This window comes from Candidatus Falkowbacteria bacterium (assembly GCA_018674305.1).
GTDB lineage: Bacteria > Patescibacteriota > Patescibacteriia > UBA11705 > JABHMO01 > JABMRF01.
This window is the reverse complement of the sequence record JABHAL010000004.1, coordinates 1-18,291: the sequence shown is the minus strand read 5'-3', so window position 1 is coordinate 18,291 and position 18,291 is coordinate 1. Positions and strand designations below refer to the sequence as shown.

Sequence of the window (18,291 nt, the reverse complement as noted above, 5' to 3'; positions counted from 1 at the left end):
TATATTTCTGCTAAAATTAGGTTATATGAAACAAATTGAATTATTAGCCCCAGCAGGCGACTTAAACAAGCTAAAAATAGCATTTGCCTTTGGTGCAGATGCAGTTTATTGTGGTCTGCCAGATTTTTCTTTACGTGTTAGAATTAACCAGTTCGATTTGGCTAAATTAAGTGAAGGAATTGAGTATGCTCATGCTTTAGGTAAAAAGGTTTATGTAACAATTAATATCTATGCTCATAATAAGCATTTGCTAAATTTAGATAAATATATTGATAAATTAAAGCAACTAAAGCCCGATGGTTTGATTATTTCCGATCCTGGTGTGTTGTCGGTCGTGAAAAATATTTGGCCATCCTACGCTAAAGCTTCGGATGGTAAACCAGGTATTGCAATTCATTTGTCCACTCAGGCCAATTGTACAAACTGGCAATCAGCAAAATTTTGGTATGACCAGGGAGTGAAGCGAATTATTCTCGGTCGCGAAGTAACACTTGAAGAAATTAAAGAAATTCACGCTAAGGTTCCGGAAGTGGAACTGGAAACTTTTGTTCATGGCGCAATGTGCATGTCTTATTCTGGTCGTTGTTTATTGTCAAAATATTTTAATGATCGTAGTGCCAATTTAGGAGATTGCACTCAACCGTGTAGATGGCAATATAAAATTAAAAAAGAAAAAAAGAAAGAAATACAAAAAGTAATTATTGAAGAAATGAAGCGGCCGGATGATTTATTAATAATAGAAGAAGATCAACATGGTAGTTATATTATGAATTCTAAAGATTTATGTTTAGTTGAGCATTTGCAGGAATTAAAAGATGCAGGAGTAATGTCATTCAAGATTGAAGGACGCGCGAAAAGTATATATTATGTTGGCAACACTACGCGCGTTTATCGTCGCGCCATTGACGCGCTTAAGGAGCAAGAATCAAAGGGCAAATATCAAGGAAAGGGGAAGGATCAAAGAATAAAGAATAAAGATAATGAGAAATATTTAGTTGAATTGAAAAAAGCCCAAAACCGAGGATTCACAGCCGGATTTTTATTTGGTAAAGATGAGTGTGAACAAAAAATTGATAAATGTCATGAAGATTGTGATTGGGAATTTTGTGGGCAAGTAATTGAGGTCGGGGCAAAATTAAATTCTGCCCAGTCTGCCAACCACAAAATGGCATGTGTGAAAGTTCATAATCAGATCAAAGTTGGAGATGACGTTGAATTTGTGGTTCCTGTCGGAGAAAATTTAAAATATAAGGTTGAAAAAATATTAGATGAAGAGAAAAATGAAATTTCCGAAGCTCATGGTGGGCAAGATAAAAATATATATTTACCAATAGAAAAAGAATTACCAGAACATACTTTGTTAAGAAGAAAGTTGAAAATAATTTAACAGGGAGAATGAAATGAATGTTAAGGCAGTGAAAAAGAGCGGAGAGATAAGATTTTTTAATCCTACCATGCGGGACAAAACGAATGGTGTTTTTCTTCTGTATGATGATGGAAGTGGAAAGTTAACGTTGATTATTGATGAAGCGGGGCATATGTTTCATCTAGCTCCATTTTACAAAATCAAAAAAGCGCTTGGGTTTACTCTTGAACAATGCATTGGTGGTGGCCGATATCGTGAAAGATCGTTACGTACGATGAGGCAGGATGCTGCTTGGGCTGTAAATAACGATTGTTCATTAACGGACAGAGAGCGGGTGATTCCTCCTGAATTATTGAAACAAATCGCTCTGATTATTACGAATAATGCGACTTGGTACTTTGCTTCATGAAAAATAAATCTCAGCCTGCATTTTGGCTGGGATTTTTTTACTTCGTCATCCTTCGACTTGCCCGAGATTCCTCGCAAGGAAACACAAATAATCAATATTGACAAAATGATTTATAGATGGTAGGTTTAAATGTAATTAATGGCCTTTTCTCATGGACTGGAGGAACTTATCATGGTGCGAATGATTGTTTGTTGGAAATGCTTTACAGAGTACAAAGATATAGAGAACTGTTGTCCTCATTGCGGCGAGATAAAAAATGGTGGAGGCGAAAAGACAAAGCCAGATCTTCCGTTTGGAATGAAGATTATGGATAAAGCTCCATTTGCTGCGACTGGTCTTCAGGCGGGTGATGTGATTATTTATGATTATGATGATAAGGAATGTTTGCAGTTTTTTCGGGGAAGGCAAAGAATTTGGCTCTTTAAAAGTGGCCGATGGGTCAAGTCGATTTTGAGTAACCGTTTCAGGCAATATGATCCAGAATTAAAGGGTAATTTGAGGTTTACTGTGCAAGGATTTGTTCCTGTTCTTGCGGCTGTTCTTGGGCTTCGAGCAATGATAAGACCAACCAAGAAATACCCAGATAGGTGGGTATTGAAATAAAACATACAACTCCGTTGTTAGTAAACAGCGGAGTTTTTTTGTAGTTGAAATTTTAGAGAAAATACGGTATCATTGATTATGACGTAAGAATAACAAAGAATGAATTATGATTGCATTTATTAGTGGTAAAATCAAACAAAAAGATGGTACTTTCCTGGTCGTGGAGAATAACGGAATCGGATACAAGGTTTTTGTTCCAGCGGAAGTTTTGTTAAATGTAAAAATAGGTAATGACGTTGAATTGTATACATATCAGCATGTGAGAGAGGACGCATTACTACTTTTTGGATTTGTAAAATACGAAGAGCTAAAGTTGTTTGAGCAATTAATTTCAATTTCCGGGATTGGTCCTAAAACTGCTTTAGGCGTATTTACTGAAGCTAGTGTTGGTGATATTGTTTCTGCAATTGTGAATGGCGATGCTTCAGTTTTGAAACGAGTTTCTGGTATTGGAGCGAAAACTGCTGAGCGAATTGTATTAGAATTAAAAAATAAAATTACTGCTTCAGTTAAATTGGATGGCCTCAAGTCTAGGGAAGAAATGGGAGAAGATACAGAGGTGATTGAAGCTTTGGTTTCGTTGGGCTATTCAGTGTATCAATCCAAGGAAGCATTGAAAAAAGTTGATCCGAGTATAAAAGATGTGAGTGAAAAGGTGAGGGAAGTATTAAAAAATATTTAGTTATATGCAAATTCGCGAAGCCACAATTAATGATAAACAAAAATGGAATGAATTTATCCGTACCAACGAGGGAGGTTCATTTTTACAATCCTGGGAATGGAGCGAATTTATGGCGACTCAAAAAGACCAGGTCTGGCGTTTTGTAATAACTGAGGGCGATACTTGGGTAGCTTCAATATTTGTATTCAAAACAATATTAAAGATTAATCAATCAATTTTGTATTCCCCGCGTGGCCCAGTTATTAATGATCAGGCGACAGTTGGCAAAGATAAAATTCTCCAATTAATAATGCAGGAAATTGATAAATTGGCTAAGTACAATAAATGTTTGTATTTGCAAGTTGATCCATACACAAATGATCAAGAATGGGCGAATGTTTTATCAGAAAAAGGGTTTGAAAAATCTGAATCAGATATCCAGCCTCGCCACACATTAATTTTAGATATTCGTCAGAAAGAAGAAGAAATTTTAGCTGGTATGCATCAAAAAACGCGTTACAATATTAATTTAGCCAGAAAAAAGGGAGTTGAAGTTGAAGTTGACAATAGCAAGTTCAAGGAGTTTTATGAACTACTTAAAAAAACTACACAACGTCAAGGAATAACTTTTTACTCTCAAGAGTATTACAAAAAATTATTAGAATTGCCATTTGTGAAACTATATTTTGCTAAACATGAAGGTAAAGTTATTGCGGCGAACATAATGGTTTTCTGGAATGATACGGTAACATATTTATTTGGAGCTTCGGATTATGAATATCGTAATTTAATGGCCCCGCATTTACTTCAGTGGCAGGCGATTAAAGATGCAAAAGATGATGGTTTATGGTTTTATGATTTTTGGGGAGCTGCCCCAGCTGGAGCTGAGGGCAGAGAGTCCAAATGGGCAGGGTTTACCAAATTCAAAATGGGCTTTTCTCCAGATGCAGAAATTACTGAGTATATTGGCACCTATGAAAAAGTTTATATGCCCATAAAACTCGGTTTATATCGATTTATTCGAGGGCGTTTTAAAAAATAAAGAAATATGGCAAAAATTATTTACAGCTTGGCCGGCCAGGGCGCTGGTCATGGTTCCAGATCAAAAGAAATTATTGCTCATTTGGTGGGAGAGGGGCATGAATTGAAAATACTCTCGTATAATCAAGGTTATGATTTGTTAAAAAAGTTTTTTAAAGTTGAAAAGATTTTTGGTTTAACTTTTGATTACCATGATAATCAAGTCCGAATTTTGCCGACAGTATATAAGAACGCTTTACGTTTGCCACAAGCAAAAGCTAGTTTACAAAAGATTCTAAAGTTGATTAATAGTTTTAAACCGGATCTAATTATCACTGATTTCGAGCCGTTGGCTTGTATCGCTGCAAATTTAAAGAGAGTACCGTTAGTTTCTATTGATAATCAACATGCCCTAACTGATACAATCGTAAAATATCCGCGGGAACATGAAAAAGACGCAACTCTGGCTAAGGCCGTTACAAAACTTTTAATTTTTAATACGAAAATTAATCTAGTAATATCATTTTTCAAAACCAAGCCTAAGAATAAAAAAACTTTTGTATTTTCACCAATTTTGAGATCAGAAGTTTTACAAGCTAAACCAAAGCAAGGTGATTATATATTAGTTTATGTAACTTCTCCAAGTCACGATTTGGAAAAAGTATTGCTGGAGGTGAATTGCAAATTTATTTGTTATGGATTTAATAAAGAAGGCAAACAAAAAAATCTTTTATTCAAAAAACCAAGCAAAGATAAGTTTTTCCTAGATTTGGCAAATTCTAAGGCCGTAATTGCCAATACAGGGTTTACTTTAATTGGTGAAGCTTTGCATTTGGGAAAACCATATTTAGCCTGGCCAGTACGATCGCAGTTTGAACAAATTTTGAATGCTTTGTATATTGAGAAATCAGGTTATGGTTTGCATGCTGATCAACTTGATATGATTACAATTAAAAAATTCTTAAAGAGTTTACCGAAATATAGAAGAAAAGTAAAGAAATATCCTCGTCAAGATAATCGGAGAATATTAAAAAAAGTTGATCAAGTTGTTGCGACGTATAGTTAAAAAAAATAAGGCTCCTGAACCTTTGTCCCTAATAAATATATGACAGACTATTTAGATTTAGCTAAACAATTAATGGCAGTGCCTTCAGTGACACAAGATCAAGCCAAAGTAAAACTTTGTGCCCAAGTTATTATTGATTATTTGGGCGCTGATTTTCAAGTGCAAACAATTGAATCCGAAGGATTTACTTCATATGTTATAAGTCGACATTTAGTCAAAGATTTTGACGTATTTTTATATGGTCATTTGGACGTGGTTCCTGGAGAAGTCGAAAGTTTCAAGCCCAAAGTGAATGAAGGTAAATTACTGGGTCGTGGTGGATTTGATATGAAGGCGTCCATTGCTGTTGAAGTTGAATTAATTAAAAAGGTTGGTTTAAATAATTTAAAAGTTGCTTTGGTTTTAGTTCCTGATGAAGAAGTTGGTGGGCAAAATGGTTTAAATAAAGTTTTGGAAGCTGGTTATACTGCTAAAGTCGCGGTTGTTCCGGACGGGGGATTTGGTGACAGTATTGTCATTGCTGAAAAAGGTGTGAGTATTTATAAATTAAAATCTCGTGGTACTGGTGGCCATTCATCAAGGCCATGGGAAGGTGAGAATCAAGTCGAAAAGCTATACCAGTTATATCAGACATTGTTAAATGACTTACAGATAAAAAATGAATATCAAGATTTTGGATTAACTGTTAACCTTGGGGTTATGCGAGGAGGAGATAAGTTTAATTCTATCCCTGAGTGGGCAGAAATGGAGTTGGATTTTCGTTATTATTCAATGGATGATAAGGAGAAAATTAAGAGTTATTTTTCGTGCATTAATGAGCAGGGAATTGAGTGTGAGTGTGGTGTCGCAGCTGATGTTTTTAATATTGAGCCAGATAATGAATATTTGCAAGCATTTAAATCTACTGCCGAAAAGCATTTTGCCAAAGAGCTGCCATTTACAAAACAGTTTGGCTCTTCTGATGCTCGGTATTTGTCAGCCTACAATATTCCGGCAATTAATTTCCAACCAACTGGTTCTGGTAATCATAAAAAAAATGAATGGGTCTCGTTACTCGGATTAAAACGGTTTTATCAAACAGTACAAGACTTTTTATTACACTTAGATAATAATGCTTAATCAAAGGAGGTTAATAATAGCAGTAATTTTTTACTTCATATTACTTTTTTTTAATGTAATATACTTTTTTATTTACTTTTCATTATTAGATTTTAGTTTCACCTGGTTGCATTTATTTTTTGTTTCGATCGCTACTTTGAGTTATTTTTTGATGTTTAATTTTTTACGTTTTCGTTGGTGGAGGGCGCTCAGCTTATTATTTTTGGGAGCAGTATATTTAGTTTCATTGTTTAACTTTGCATATTTCGGAGTATTTAAATCTTTTGTAGATTTTAGTATGCGCCAGGCTTCTCAGCTGGACTTAAGTATGATTACTTTTTTGCAAGATTTTGCTAGCTTGGTGCCAGTTAAATTGTATGTTTTAGCAATAGTAGTATATTTGGCAGCAATATTAAACTCAATAGTATATTTACTTATTATAGATAAAAAGGTTGAGCACTTACTTTTTAATTCACAGCCATTAAAACTAATTTTTCATTATAAAAAACGCCCAATGCGTAATTTGGTGTTTTTGATTGTTGTTTTTGCGATTATTAACACAGTGGCTTTTAGCACTTGTTCATATTTATATAATAATCCTAGAGAAACCTGGTGGGATATAAAAAAACAACTTTCAGATGTGGGGTTTTTGGGTCATTTTTATTCTCAGCTTTATGCGAATGCCAAAAACAAAGATGACAATCAGGATGATGATCGCACAGCATTGCAAGTTGCTGAGGATAGTTGGTTGGAGATTAAAAAATTCAACCCAGAGACAGAGAGCCAATTATATTTACCGAAGTTCAAGGAGCGTCCAAATATTTTAGTTGTACAGTTGGAGTCGGTCGGCAGTTGGGCTGTTGATAATGATCCGTCACCAATGCCATATCTCAAAAAATTAATGCAGAACAATGTTACGATTGGCGATTTTCATGCAAATAGTTGTGAAACCATAAACGCTGAGTTTGCTTCTTTGTGTAGTTTTTGGCCAAATTCATTTGAGCCAATTGGTTATTCTCATAAAGAAAATAAATTTAACTGTTTGCCAGAAATTTTGAAGGATGATTACAATTATTCAACCCATTTTTTTCATTCTAATGTACCGGAATTTTGGGATCGTGAAACTTTGATTCCTCGGTGGGGCTTTGATAATACATATTTTGCGCCTGATTTAAGGCAAAAGTTAAATGATGACCAAGTTTTTCAGCGAGCTTTGACTGAATTAAATAAAGAATCAAAACCATTCTTCGGATATGTTTTGAGTTTTACTTCTCATGCTCCTCATGACCAGGAACAAATTGACTATCAATTAGATGCCAATAATTTAGAAATAAAACCTTTTGTCGGAAAAATTAATCCTTGGTTGGTTAACAGTTCGGAAATAAATGAAGAGCAAATGCGTTTATTCTTTGGTTTCCTGAAATCTTCTGACGACGCTTTGGAAAATTTGATGATCAGCTTGAAAAATAAAGGGTTAGATAAAAATACAATTGTGGTTATTTATAGTGATCATAGATATTATAGTTTTGATGGTAGTAATGAACAACTAGTTTTTGATTCTTATAATCAGCTTCCGATGACCATTGTTTTTCCGCAAGGGTTCAAGGGGGAAATCGTTACGCAAGCCAGTCACATGGATATTTCTCCAACTATTTTAAATTTGATTGAACAGTCTGATTATGTACCACGAGAAAATTTTTGGGGCACCAGTCTATTCACAAAACAGTACAATTCACCAATCCTAAATAAGTGCTTGGGTAAAATTTACTTCAAAAATCAGGATTTAATTATTCAGGGTAATGCTAAATCCGATATTTATAGAGTAATGACAAGTAAAGAAAATTTAAGCACGGTGGAAGAAAAGTTGTGGATTAAATTAATCAGTGACTTGGTAAAATCTACAGATGAGGTTTTGGAACAGGATGTTTTGGTTGAATAATAATCAAATAATTTATTCTGATAAAAAAACGCTCCAAAATTGAATTGGAGCGTTTGTGATTATTAACCGGTTTCAATAGCCTGAATAAGGTCTTCGCTCAGGCAGGGCTTGCGAACAATTGTGCCCCAGTTTTCAATAGCAGTTAGACCGCATTGTTCTAGTGTTTCTTCTTGTGGGGTAAAAGAAGTGAGAATCATAATCCGCAGCCGGGCGTAATTTTTTCTGATTTCTGCGGCTAGCGCATAGCCGGTGTGAACCCGTGGTTGATTACTACCTTCGGCTTCTGGCCAGTCGTCTGACTTTTTCAGATGCTCAGGTTCAATGACCACCAGATCAAAGGTTCTGTCTGGTGAACCCAGTGCGTTTAGCAGCTCAGTTGGGTCTTCAGTGAAGAACAATTTGTGCCCAAGTTCCTGGAGCTTAGCTAACGTTTTTTGTATGGCAAATTGTCCTACATCGTTGGTTCCCCACAAAATACTGAATGTTTGACCACTCATAATATCCTCCGTTTAGTCTTTTGTGCCTAGATAGTAGGCTCAATAGAGTAGATTAACAAGTTCTTTGGAGTATGTCAATAGGTTGTTTTGGTCTTATATTGTAAATAGAAAATCAAAAAAACTCAGTAAATACTAAGCATTTTTTTAAAAACAGAATAAACATTAATCAATACTAACTATCTGATATTTAATGAGTTTATTTTCTGATTGTACTTCAACAATGTCACCGATTTTTTTACCTAAAAGCAAAGTCCCCAGTGGGGAATAGCGGGAAATGATTCCTGCGCTGGGATTGGTTTCAGTTTGTCCCAGAATTTGAAAAGTTTTTGTTTGACCGTCGCTTTTGACAGTAACTTTTTGTCCCAAGTGAACTGAATCAGTGTTTTGTTTGGCTTCAATAATTGCTGAATGTTTTAGTTGCGTTTCAATTTCCTGAATTCGTCTATGGATACCACGCAAGCGGCCTTTGGCCATTTGATAAGCTGCGTTTTCTGAGAAATCACCCATCTCTGCTAACCGGGAAACTTCAGACATGGCATTTGGCAATTTTTTTTGTAACTTTTCAAGATTATTATTTAGCTCATCAAACTTTTGCTGAGTTATCAGTGGGTCAGTTGCTTTGGCTTTGGCATCATAGCGCCTGGTTGGTACTTGCATATATTTTGTTTAATGTTTATATGCCAAGCATAATGCAATTAAGCAAGTTTGGCAACTGGGACAGCCTTGACAAAACACGTTTCATAGGATAATATTTAATGAAAAGAAAGTAAATAAAAGGGAGGAAGGAATGAATATCTGGCTGGTTGTTGCTGATGAAGGTGAGATTCCTTTCGGTGCAGATAATGGGTTTGTGTCGAAAATTATTGTGACTGGGATCGGTTGTTCCAAAACCATTGAAAATTTAGGTGTTGAGCTGGAAAAAGAAGTCCCGGATATGATAATCTGTTTTGGGCTTTGCGGTTCGGTCAATAGAAATTTAAAAGTTGGCAATACTGTCATCGCAACTCAAGTACGTTACAGAAAACCAGGGACATTGATGACTCAGCGACTCGACATTGATACAACAAGGATTTTTCCAAGAACAATTAATCTGAAAAAGGGAGTTGAAAAGGGAGTTTTTCAAACTTTTCACGGAATGGTCCGGCATCGCTTCGGTATTTCACGTGGAGTTGTTGCTGTTGATCAGGAAACTTATCACGTAACTGCATTGGCGAAGAAATATAATGTGCCGGTGCTCGTGGCCAAGGTTGTTAGTGACCGAGTTCCTTTTATCCCAACAACGGTAAATAAACAGTTCCGGAAACTTAAAGTCAACTACAAATACGCTAAGGGAAGTTTGAATTTATTGTGGTTATATGTGGTTCAGAAAATCAAGACTTGTCCGACTAAGTAGAACACAGCACTCTTAATAAGGGTGCTTTTTTGTTATAATGAATTTATGAAACTTAAAAAGTCGCAAAAGTTTTTCCTGATTTGTTTTGTTATCCTACTGTTTCAATTGAGTTGGGCGATATTTTATTCTCCCAAGTTTAATGAAAAACATATTTCTTTTTATAATAATAAACAGATGACTTTTCAGGCTGTGATTTCCACAGAGCCGGATGTTCGATTGGATCACCAGAAGCTAACCGTTAAACCGACAGAACTTAGAGGAAAAGTTTTGCTTCGGACTCAATTATATCCAGAGTTTGAATATGGTGATTTATTGGAAGTTAAATGTAAATTGCAAACTCCCGAGCAAATTGAGAATTTTAAATATGATAGATATTTGGCACGTTACGGAATTTATTCAGTGTGTTATCAGCCACAAATCCGTTCATTACGAACCGGAAGCGGCAATATCCTTATTGCCGGCATACTCAAGTTAAAGTGGCTGATGCAAACAAAAATTAATCGTACAGTGGCGGAACCGCAAGCAGCTTTAGTTGGTGGGATATTGGTGGGGGCACGACAGGGGATCCCGCAGGATCTGTTAAATAAGTTCAATGTTACCGGGATAACGCATATTATCGCTATTTCTGGTTATAATATTACGATTATCGTGATTTTACTTTTGAATTTTTTCACTTCACTTTCAATTAATCGCAAAAAATCAATATGGGGGATATTAATTGCGTTATTTTTCTTTGTGATTTTAACTGGTGCCAGCGCGTCGGTGATTCGGGCCGCTATAATGGGTAGTATAGTTTTGTTGGCTAAACATTTAGGCAGAAAAAGTAAGGTAAGTAATGTTTTAATTTTGTCAGCCGTAGTGATGGCATTGTTTAATCCAAAAATTTTGATTTGGGATGCTGGTTTTCAGCTCTCATTTTTGGCAACAATAGGTTTAGTTTATTTATCTCCAAAGTTGATTAAAGGATTTAAATGGGTGCCAAGGAAATTTGGTTTGCAGGAAAATTTAACTTCAACGTTATCCGCAATAATTTTTACTCTACCGTTAATCCTATTTCAGTTCGGCCGACTTTCAATTGTGGCACCAGTTGTTAATCTGTTGGTTTTGCCAGTGATTCCAATCGCTATGTTAGTTGGTTTTTTGCAGTTTATCTCTTCATCTGTATATTTGTTTCTTGGTCAAATAATTGGTTGGTTCTCGTGGTTGGTCTTGGGGTATGTAATCAAAGTAGTCGAAATATTTTCAGCATTTAAATGGGCGTCAGTGGAAGTTAATATTAGCTGGTGGGTGATGGTTGTGATGTATTTGATTTTGTTTTATATAATTAAAAGTAATAGGAGAAAAAGATAAAATATGGTATAATTTCTATGAATAAATTAGCTTCACTTAAGAAGTTCTTATTTTGGTTTTTGTTATGCCGTTTGAAAATGATATGTTCATGCATAATCTGTATGAACAAAAATTAAAAAGAGATTTTCATAATGACAAAAGAAGCCCAGAACAAATTCAGGAATTGTTTGGTGCTTTGGGTTATGAAAATGTATCACAAACAATTTTGAATCGTTTGAGTAAATTGTCAAACATTGAAGGATTAAATCTTCAAAAACGCAATTCTCATTTTCAGGATGCAGTAGAAATTTCCGAGATTATTGATAATTTGGTTGAGGATATTGAAATGGACGAAAGTGAAATGAATGAACTGCGGTTTGCTTGCTTGGTTCATGATGTAGGCAAGTCTGGGCCAGCTGAAGCCACACCGGAAGAGCAACAAGCGTTTGTGGATGTGTTCAATTTAGATTTTAATCAAATAATTTACACAGTTAATAATCATGAAGTCACACCACAAGAATTGACTTTACAGCAAGCTTTGCAAATTAAGGTTGATGAAGGTGATTTGACTGAAGAGAGAGCGGATGAAATATTAACAAGAATTGTTTCAGCAGGAAAAAAACAACAAGAAAAAAGATTTGAAACAAAAATAGGAAAAAAAATCCGCATGGGACTTTTGTGGTCAGCGCATGTTTATTGGTCATATGATATTTTAAGAGATCAAGGTGTTGATAATCGGGTTGTGGAAGTGGCAGCTAGTCATCACATGATTGATGGCCATGATCCAGCTAGGGTAGGAATAGAAAATGTGGATCCTCAGATGGCTTCTCTGGAATTAGCTGATAAATATCAGGCCTTTCGAGTGCGCTTAGTTATTGCTGATAAATATCAGGCTTTTCGTATCCGTGGAACCAAGACCCATGAACAGACAATTGAAATTTTACGTAGTTTAGTCGAAGAAAGATTAAGTGATCAAGAAAAAGTAAAACAACTTTATTTAGCGGCAGTAGGTGAATTAGATAAACATAAAGATATTTTTGAGCAAGAATTGGAATTGAAAAACTAGTAATTTGTTAAAGTAAAAATAAATATATAATTTAAAACTTAATAAATTAGTTTATGGTTTAACATTTATTGTTTATTAAGGATAGTTTTATGCAAACAAAGACACGAACAGAGATAAAAACCAATACTAAGGCAGTTACTAAAGTAGTAGTGGCAGGAATTATTGCAGCCGTGGCAGCAGCAATGATTGGGGTTAATGCAGCTAATAATACAGGCTTGCAATTTCTTGATCGTGGGACATATAAATTTGGGACTGTTATGGTTGGTGATTTAGCTAGCAAAACTTTTGTGGTAAAAAACATGGAAAAGCGACAGCCTATTAACTTTGCTATCAAAAGTTTAGCTAAGGGTTTCACAATTAATACTAACAAGACAACTTGTAAGCATGTTTTGAAACCACGAGAAACTTGTAGGGTTACAGTTGTTTTCAAGCCACAGGAAGTTAAAAGGTATAAAGCTGAACTTAATGTAATAAGCAGAAAAGGAAGAACAAAAAAATCGCTAAGAAAAAGATTGGTAGGTTTTGGCATGTCGGCAGAAAGTGATCGGGCTTGTATAGATAGTGATGAAAAAGATAAAAATGATGTGGGATTACCATACAAGACATATAAATTTGCTAATCTGACTAAAAGAGGACATATTAGCGGTATTCATCCGACAACGGACGAGTTTTATGAAGCTGATGATAAGTGTTGGAATGAAGGACGCATATTGGAATATTTTTGTAATGAAAATACCGGTAAAGTTAGTTGGAACAGTTATGATTGTCCAGGTAGTTGTTTAGAGGGGCGATGTGTATTGGTTTCGGTTGAGCCGGAAGTGGTTCCAGCGGCGGATCCAATTATAGACCCAAATTCTGTTATAACTTTCCCAGATGAAAATTTAGAAACAATTATAAGACAAAAAATTGATAAACTTGATGAAGATATCATAGTTTCAGATGTTCAGGACATAGAAGAGTTAATTCAAGCTGGTTGTTTTGCTCAACCTTTTATCACGAAGGTGGATAAACCGGTGGCAAATTTAAGTGGTCTTGAGTATTTGTCTAAATTGAAAAAATTATGTATGGTCGGCTATAATTCCAACATCACTAATCTTGATTTGGCGCCACTGACAAATTTAGTCAATTTAGAAACGCTTGACTTGAGATTTAATGGTATTACTAATGTTAAACCATTGGAAAACTTGATTAATTTGAAATCACTTTATTTAGCGAATAATAGTGTAGTTGATATATCTTCACTGGAAAATTTAATTAAATTAAAAACGTTAGATATTTCCAGTAATAGCGGTCTTTCTGATATTTCAGTTTTAGCAAATTTCCCAGATATGTGGGTTTTGACCATTGGTCAAAACAGTATTAGTAATCTCTCTGCTTTGGCGAACTTGACTAATATTGTAGCTTTGTATGCTGAAAACAATAATATTAGTGACATTTCAGCTTTAACCAATTTATCTGAACTTAAAACACTCCGACTGGGATATAATAATATCCAGAATATTTCTGCTTTAGCCAATTTAACAAAAATAGAAGGTAGGTTGGGATTAAATAATAATTTTATTAGTAGTTTAGTCGGTTTAGAAAATAGTACTAATGTTAAATATTTAGATATTGGAGATAATGTAATTCAGTCCTTAAGCCCGATTCAAAATATAACTAAGCTAGAAAAGCTTTGGGCTGAAAATAATAATATTAATAATTTGTCAGGTTTAGATAATTTGTCTAATTTGAAAGAACTTGATTTTAGAAATAACCAAGTAACTGATGTGAGTGTTTTAGATGCTATTTCTGGACTGAATAAAGTTCAATTAAATGGAAATACAATTGTCAGTGGTTGTAGAGTGTTAGTTAGTTTAACCAAGCCAAACATCAAAGCATATATAGAGCCAGACTACAGTTATAATACCAATAATGGTATAATATATGCGGATGAGTTTCAGTGTCAGTGGGAATGTGGTGATGGTTGGATGGATTTTGATAATAATCCCAGTAACGGTTGTGAGTGTAATCCAGATTTGATTTCATATAGCGGTCTCGGAGAAATTGCTTTTGGTGCTGGTTGTTTTTGCGGTAAAACAGAAAATAATAATAATATATTATGGGATAATACATTAAAGCAATGTGTCCCTCAAAATTAATTTAAAATTATGAAAACAATGACACAAACACAAAGTAAAACTAGCACTAAATCAACCACCAAGGTTGTAGTTGCTGGAATTATTGCAGTAGCTGCTGCCGCCATGATGGCGAATAACGCAGTTAACACTGGATTGCAATTTATTGACATGGGGACCGAGAATCTCGGTTCAGTAATGGTGGGTGATTCAGTTAGTAAAACTTTTGTAGTGAAAAATGTTGAAAAACGTAGAACTATCAAGTTCAGTTTTTCTAAATTGGCAAACGGTTTTACCTTTGATAGAAATAAGACAACTTGTAAGTCTCAGCTGAGACCACAAGAAACTTGTCGAGTTACGGTTGTATTTAAACCAAAGGATGCCAAGCGGTACAAAACCTTACTTAAAGCATGGTACAAAATGGGTAGAGCCAGGAAAGTTTTGAAGAAAAGAATAATCGGAGTCGGTATTCCAGGTGAGACAGAAGGCGCTTGTCTTGATAGTGACGTAACTGACAAAAATGATGTTGGTTTGCCTATTAATTCTTATAAATTTGCTAATTTAGGAATGAAGGGGCATATCAAAGGATTACACCCAACAACTGATGAGTTTTATGAAGCGGATGACAAATGTTGGGACGAGGGAAGAATATTAGAATATTTTTGTAATGAAAAGACCGGTAAAGTAAGCTGGAATAGTTATGATTGTCCAGGTTCTTGTGTAGAAGGTGCGTGTGTATTGGCAAGTACTGAATTAAGTGTACAGCAAGATACATCTTTGCCAAATGGTACTTTGAATATGGAGAAGAATATTGTTGCAAGATTAAAATTTAATGCAAATGAAGATATTAAGGTTAACCAACTTAATTTTGAAATTAAACAAGGTTGGCCACTGATAATGAAACCTGCTTATTGGAGACTGTATCAAGATAGCGGAGATTTCTTAGTTCAAGGCCAAATCAGTGGTTCAGATCAAATTAGCTTTGATTTATCTAGTAATAATTATATTTTTCCAGCTGGAGTTGAAAAAGGTGTGTATGTGGTGTTCATTAAAGAGGGGATGATAGGAGTTAATCAGAAGTTGCAGTTAAGTATGATTGATGAGGAGTCAGTAGTTGCTTACAGCTTGAATTCTTTAGAAACTGCAAATATTATTGGAGATTTCTCTATTGATTTCCCTGAATTTACTGGAGCTGATGCTTTATCTGATATGTGTGATGATCCAGATGGTAATGATATTTATCAATCTACCACTATTCTTGGTTGGGATTATACTTTTAGCCAGCTAGTTTATAGTGATGATTATTGCGCTGAAGAAGTTAACGGCGCACAAACTGAAACTGGCGCCTGGGTAGTTGAATCACAATGTTTACCTGACGGCAGGGTTAATGGCCATTATTTTGAATGTCCATCTGGAACAGCTTGTAGTCAGGGTTCTTGTGTGGGACAGAATGGTCCTATAGTGAAGTGTACAAATGAGTATGATTGTAATGATATGAATCCATGTACACAAGAAATTTGTGATAGTAATGGTTATTGTAGTAACCCAGTTGAGCCAGGAGCAGTTTGGGTAGCTTGTGGAGAACCACAGTTATTTTGTCATGAAGATGGAAGTTGTGCAGCAGTAGAATGTCAGGACACTGACGGAGGAATTAATTTAGAGTCAGCTGGTGAAACAACAGGTGTAAATTGGAATGATAGTAGTTGGGAAACAAAGAAGGATTATTGTACTAGTTCAGGGAACGTTATTGAATATTATTGTAATGATGGATATATAGCAGTAGATAATCAAATCCCGGGAGCCCCACCTATTTCAACAGAAGGAACGGTTTGTCCAAATAATAAAACCTGTGTAAATGGTGCGTGTGTGGAACAGGTTGTTGAACAGGCAGGGATCTATGTTAGCGTTAGTTCAAATTCACCTACAGGAACAGCCACACCATCAACAGGTCTTAAAGTAGCAACTATTGATATTATGGTAACTAAGGACGTTGAGCTTTCGGAGTTAGGTTTTAACGTAAATTCTGCAGTCCCATCTAAGTTCGTTGATTGGCGAATAGAACTATCAAATAATAGTGGTGTGATGTGGCCAACATATTATAGTAATAGCCTGAAGTCAATTTTTACAACTAACATCAATTATTACTTAGCGGCAGGACAAACATACAGTTTTGATGTTTATGCGGATTCTACCATTGCCAGTACTAACGATACTATACAATTATCAATGCCAGCAAGTTATATGGTGGTTGGTAAGGACGTAGAGACCAATGAGGATGTTTTGGTGCATGATGACTTTCCTTTATATTTTGGAACATTAGTGTTTTAATAGAAAAGCAGAAAATCCCCCGACGTTTGTCGGGGGATTTTTTTATAGTTACAGATTATTGTTCAGCGAACAGTTATGGTTTTAGTTTCAGATTAATTATGATACTATAGAATAGTAAATTGTCAGATTGTTAAATTGTTTAAACAATATAGCAATATAGCCATGAACTATAACTTTGTTAAGTTCACGGCAAGCAATATAACAATATAGCAATATAACAATATAACAATATAACTTATGTCTATTTTCAAAGAACAACGAGTCGGCGTTTTGGTCGACATTCAAAACCTGTATTATAGTGGTAAGGTTTTGTACAAAAAGAAAGTTAATTTTGGCGCCATTTTAAAAGAGTCAGTTGGTGATCGAAAACTGATTCGCGCCATAGCTTATGGTATTAAAACAATGGAAGGTTTAGAAAAGAATTTTTTTGAAGCATTGGAAAAAGTTGGCTATGAAGTTAAAACAAAAGATTTGCAAATTTTTCCTGGTGGCGCTAAAAAAGGTGATTGGGATGTGGGTATTGCTATGGATGCAGTTAAGCTGTCCCAAAGTCTTGATGTAATAATTTTAGTTTCTGGTGATGGTGATTATATTCCTTTGGTTGAATATGTTCAGAACACAAACGGTTGTCGTGTTGAAGTGGTAGCTTTTGCAGAATCTGCCAGCGCTAAACTAATGGAAGTTGTTGATAGTTTTGAAAATTTGAGTGATAACAAAAGAAAATTTTTGATTCCGAATATAATTAGGAGAAAAAGATAATTATAAAAATTGGAGTAAATAAAAAACGCTCTCCCGCATGGCGGGGAGCGTTTTGGTTTTCTAGAAATACTCTTCGACGTTGCCTTCCAGTTGATCCAGATTTGGTTTTCGACCGCCGGAAGCTTGCAAACTCGGCGCAGGTGAACGGGGCACAAGCAGTTCCAGTTCTAGGATGTTGATTTTGTGAGGCGTGTTGTGCCTTTGGCGTCGCTCATAGCAAGCTTGATGCATTTGCGCGTATTCGCGTAGATCATACTTGTCGCCATCTCGATCAACAATGATCCATTCCTGGTTGCCTTCGTATCGTTCATACTTAAGGCAGAAAAAAAGGATTTGCATGGCCTTGTTTGGATTGTCAAAGTAATGGCTGATCGTTCCAACCATCTCTACAAGCCAATCAGGGTAGAGCGGCTGCACTGCTGTCTTTTTTCGACCCATTTTTCCTCCGTGATTAAAGAGAATCAAGCTACAACACATTATACATGAAGCTATTAAGTTTGTCAAGCGTGGTATAATAGAGACACGTAGCACGTAACACATAACACATAACACATAACACATAACACATAACACATAACACATAACACATAACACATAACACATAACACATAACACATAACACATAACACATAACACATCACAC

At 35.3% G+C, this 18,291-nt stretch carries 17 protein-coding genes; 14 read left to right on the top strand and 3 right to left on the bottom strand.

Annotated elements, in window-relative coordinates:
- The first annotated feature begins 25 nt into the window (after positions 1 to 25).
- The 8 genes from HN643_01140 to HN643_01105 all read left to right on the top strand — a co-directional run bounded on the left by HN643_01140 (position 26) and on the right by HN643_01105 (position 8,162).
- On the top strand, positions 26 to 1,387 hold the full coding sequence (locus HN643_01140; GenBank protein ID MBT7500264.1) for a U32 family peptidase: 1,362 nt from the start codon (positions 26 to 28) through the stop codon (positions 1,385 to 1,387).
- Positions 1,388 to 1,400: 13 nt separating this feature from the next.
- Entirely contained in the window at positions 1,401 to 1,775 is a 375-nt protein-coding gene (locus HN643_01135; GenBank protein MBT7500263.1) for a hypothetical protein, read from the top strand.
- A gap of 138 nt (positions 1,776 to 1,913) precedes the next feature.
- A complete protein-coding gene (locus HN643_01130) occupies positions 1,914 to 2,378 on the top strand; it encodes a hypothetical protein (protein ID MBT7500262.1) in 465 nt (154 codons plus the stop codon).
- A 106-nt stretch (positions 2,379 to 2,484) separates the two neighbouring features.
- The gene (gene ruvA / locus HN643_01125) at positions 2,485 to 3,060 is read left to right on the top strand and encodes a Holliday junction branch migration protein RuvA (protein MBT7500261.1); all 576 of its coding nucleotides are present in this window, start codon (positions 2,485 to 2,487) and stop codon (positions 3,058 to 3,060) included.
- 4 nt (positions 3,061 to 3,064) lie between these two features.
- The gene (locus HN643_01120) at positions 3,065 to 4,081 is read left to right on the top strand and encodes a peptidoglycan bridge formation glycyltransferase FemA/FemB family protein (GenBank protein MBT7500260.1); all 1,017 of its coding nucleotides are present in this window, start codon (positions 3,065 to 3,067) and stop codon (positions 4,079 to 4,081) included.
- A gap of 6 nt (positions 4,082 to 4,087) precedes the next feature.
- Positions 4,088 to 5,125 (top strand): hypothetical protein, encoded by a 1,038-nt coding sequence (locus tag HN643_01115; GenBank protein ID MBT7500259.1) that lies wholly within the window; start codon positions 4,088 to 4,090, stop codon positions 5,123 to 5,125.
- A 39-nt stretch (positions 5,126 to 5,164) separates the two neighbouring features.
- Entirely contained in the window at positions 5,165 to 6,244 is a 1,080-nt protein-coding gene (locus HN643_01110; GenBank protein ID MBT7500258.1) for a M20 family metallopeptidase, read from the top strand.
- 151 nt (positions 6,245 to 6,395) lie between these two features.
- Complete coding sequence (locus HN643_01105) at positions 6,396 to 8,162, top strand: sulfatase-like hydrolase/transferase (protein ID MBT7500257.1); 1,767 nt, start codon at positions 6,396 to 6,398, stop codon at positions 8,160 to 8,162.
- Positions 8,163 to 8,224: 62 nt separating this feature from the next.
- Here HN643_01105 and HN643_01100 read toward each other — a convergent pair whose 3' ends face one another.
- Positions 8,225 to 8,659 (bottom strand): hypothetical protein, encoded by a 435-nt coding sequence (locus HN643_01100; protein ID MBT7500256.1) that lies wholly within the window; start codon positions 8,657 to 8,659, stop codon positions 8,225 to 8,227.
- A 162-nt stretch (positions 8,660 to 8,821) separates the two neighbouring features.
- The gene (locus HN643_01095; GenBank protein MBT7500255.1) at positions 8,822 to 9,316 is read right to left on the bottom strand and encodes a hypothetical protein; all 495 of its coding nucleotides are present in this window, start codon (positions 9,314 to 9,316) and stop codon (positions 8,822 to 8,824) included.
- Between the two features lie 130 nt (positions 9,317 to 9,446).
- Here HN643_01095 and HN643_01090 point away from each other — a divergent pair, with 130 nt between their 5' ends.
- From HN643_01090 to HN643_01065, 6 genes are all read left to right on the top strand, one after another.
- The gene (locus HN643_01090; GenBank protein MBT7500254.1) at positions 9,447 to 10,052 is read left to right on the top strand and encodes a hypothetical protein; all 606 of its coding nucleotides are present in this window, start codon (positions 9,447 to 9,449) and stop codon (positions 10,050 to 10,052) included.
- Between the two features lie 45 nt (positions 10,053 to 10,097).
- Positions 10,098 to 11,402 carry a DUF4131 domain-containing protein gene (locus HN643_01085; protein ID MBT7500253.1) on the top strand — a complete coding sequence of 435 codons (1,305 nt, stop codon included), beginning with the start codon at positions 10,098 to 10,100 and terminating at the stop codon, positions 11,400 to 11,402.
- A gap of 64 nt (positions 11,403 to 11,466) precedes the next feature.
- The gene (locus HN643_01080) at positions 11,467 to 12,447 is read left to right on the top strand and encodes a hypothetical protein (GenBank protein ID MBT7500252.1); all 981 of its coding nucleotides are present in this window, start codon (positions 11,467 to 11,469) and stop codon (positions 12,445 to 12,447) included.
- An 89-nt stretch (positions 12,448 to 12,536) separates the two neighbouring features.
- Positions 12,537 to 14,585, top strand: a complete 2,049-nt coding sequence (locus HN643_01075) for a hypothetical protein (GenBank protein ID MBT7500251.1) — start codon at positions 12,537 to 12,539, stop codon at positions 14,583 to 14,585.
- A gap of 9 nt (positions 14,586 to 14,594) precedes the next feature.
- Positions 14,595 to 16,889 carry a hypothetical protein gene (locus HN643_01070; GenBank protein MBT7500250.1) on the top strand — a complete coding sequence of 765 codons (2,295 nt, stop codon included), beginning with the start codon at positions 14,595 to 14,597 and terminating at the stop codon, positions 16,887 to 16,889.
- A gap of 237 nt (positions 16,890 to 17,126) precedes the next feature.
- The gene (locus HN643_01065; GenBank protein MBT7500249.1) at positions 17,127 to 17,648 is read left to right on the top strand and encodes an NYN domain-containing protein; all 522 of its coding nucleotides are present in this window, start codon (positions 17,127 to 17,129) and stop codon (positions 17,646 to 17,648) included.
- A 60-nt stretch (positions 17,649 to 17,708) separates the two neighbouring features.
- On the opposite strand, the gene HN643_01060 is transcribed toward HN643_01065, so the two are convergent.
- Positions 17,709 to 18,086, bottom strand: a complete 378-nt coding sequence (locus HN643_01060; protein MBT7500248.1) for a hypothetical protein — start codon at positions 18,084 to 18,086, stop codon at positions 17,709 to 17,711.
- Between the last annotated feature and the right edge of the window lie 205 nt (positions 18,087 to 18,291).

Bases quoted from the DNA above. Each gene is read 5' to 3' on its own strand.
- HN643_01090 (MBT7500254.1), top strand. From the start codon at position 9,447: ATGAATATCTGGCTGGTTGTTGCTGATGAAGGTGAGATTCCTTTCGGT.
- HN643_01120 (MBT7500260.1), top strand. From the start codon at position 3,065: ATGCAAATTCGCGAAGCCACAATTAATGATAAACAAAAATGGAATGAA.
- ruvA (MBT7500261.1), top strand. From the start codon at position 2,485: ATGATTGCATTTATTAGTGGTAAAATCAAACAAAAAGATGGTACTTTC.
- HN643_01135 (MBT7500263.1), top strand. From the start codon at position 1,401: ATGAATGTTAAGGCAGTGAAAAAGAGCGGAGAGATAAGATTTTTTAAT.
- HN643_01100 (MBT7500256.1), bottom strand. From the start codon at position 8,659: ATGAGTGGTCAAACATTCAGTATTTTGTGGGGAACCAACGATGTAGGA.
- HN643_01085 (MBT7500253.1), top strand. From the start codon at position 10,098: ATGAAACTTAAAAAGTCGCAAAAGTTTTTCCTGATTTGTTTTGTTATC.
- HN643_01080 (MBT7500252.1), top strand. From the start codon at position 11,467: ATGCCGTTTGAAAATGATATGTTCATGCATAATCTGTATGAACAAAAA.
- HN643_01110 (MBT7500258.1), top strand. From the start codon at position 5,165: ATGACAGACTATTTAGATTTAGCTAAACAATTAATGGCAGTGCCTTCA.
- HN643_01065 (MBT7500249.1), top strand. From the start codon at position 17,127: ATGTCTATTTTCAAAGAACAACGAGTCGGCGTTTTGGTCGACATTCAA.
- HN643_01070 (MBT7500250.1), top strand. From the start codon at position 14,595: ATGAAAACAATGACACAAACACAAAGTAAAACTAGCACTAAATCAACC.
- HN643_01130 (MBT7500262.1), top strand. From the start codon at position 1,914: ATGGCCTTTTCTCATGGACTGGAGGAACTTATCATGGTGCGAATGATT.
- HN643_01115 (MBT7500259.1), top strand. From the start codon at position 4,088: ATGGCAAAAATTATTTACAGCTTGGCCGGCCAGGGCGCTGGTCATGGT.
- HN643_01105 (MBT7500257.1), top strand. From the start codon at position 6,396: ATGTTTAATTTTTTACGTTTTCGTTGGTGGAGGGCGCTCAGCTTATTA.
- HN643_01140 (MBT7500264.1), top strand. From the start codon at position 26: ATGAAACAAATTGAATTATTAGCCCCAGCAGGCGACTTAAACAAGCTA.
- HN643_01060 (MBT7500248.1), bottom strand. From the start codon at position 18,086: ATGGGTCGAAAAAAGACAGCAGTGCAGCCGCTCTACCCTGATTGGCTT.
- HN643_01095 (MBT7500255.1), bottom strand. From the start codon at position 9,316: ATGCAAGTACCAACCAGGCGCTATGATGCCAAAGCCAAAGCAACTGAC.
- HN643_01075 (MBT7500251.1), top strand. From the start codon at position 12,537: ATGCAAACAAAGACACGAACAGAGATAAAAACCAATACTAAGGCAGTT.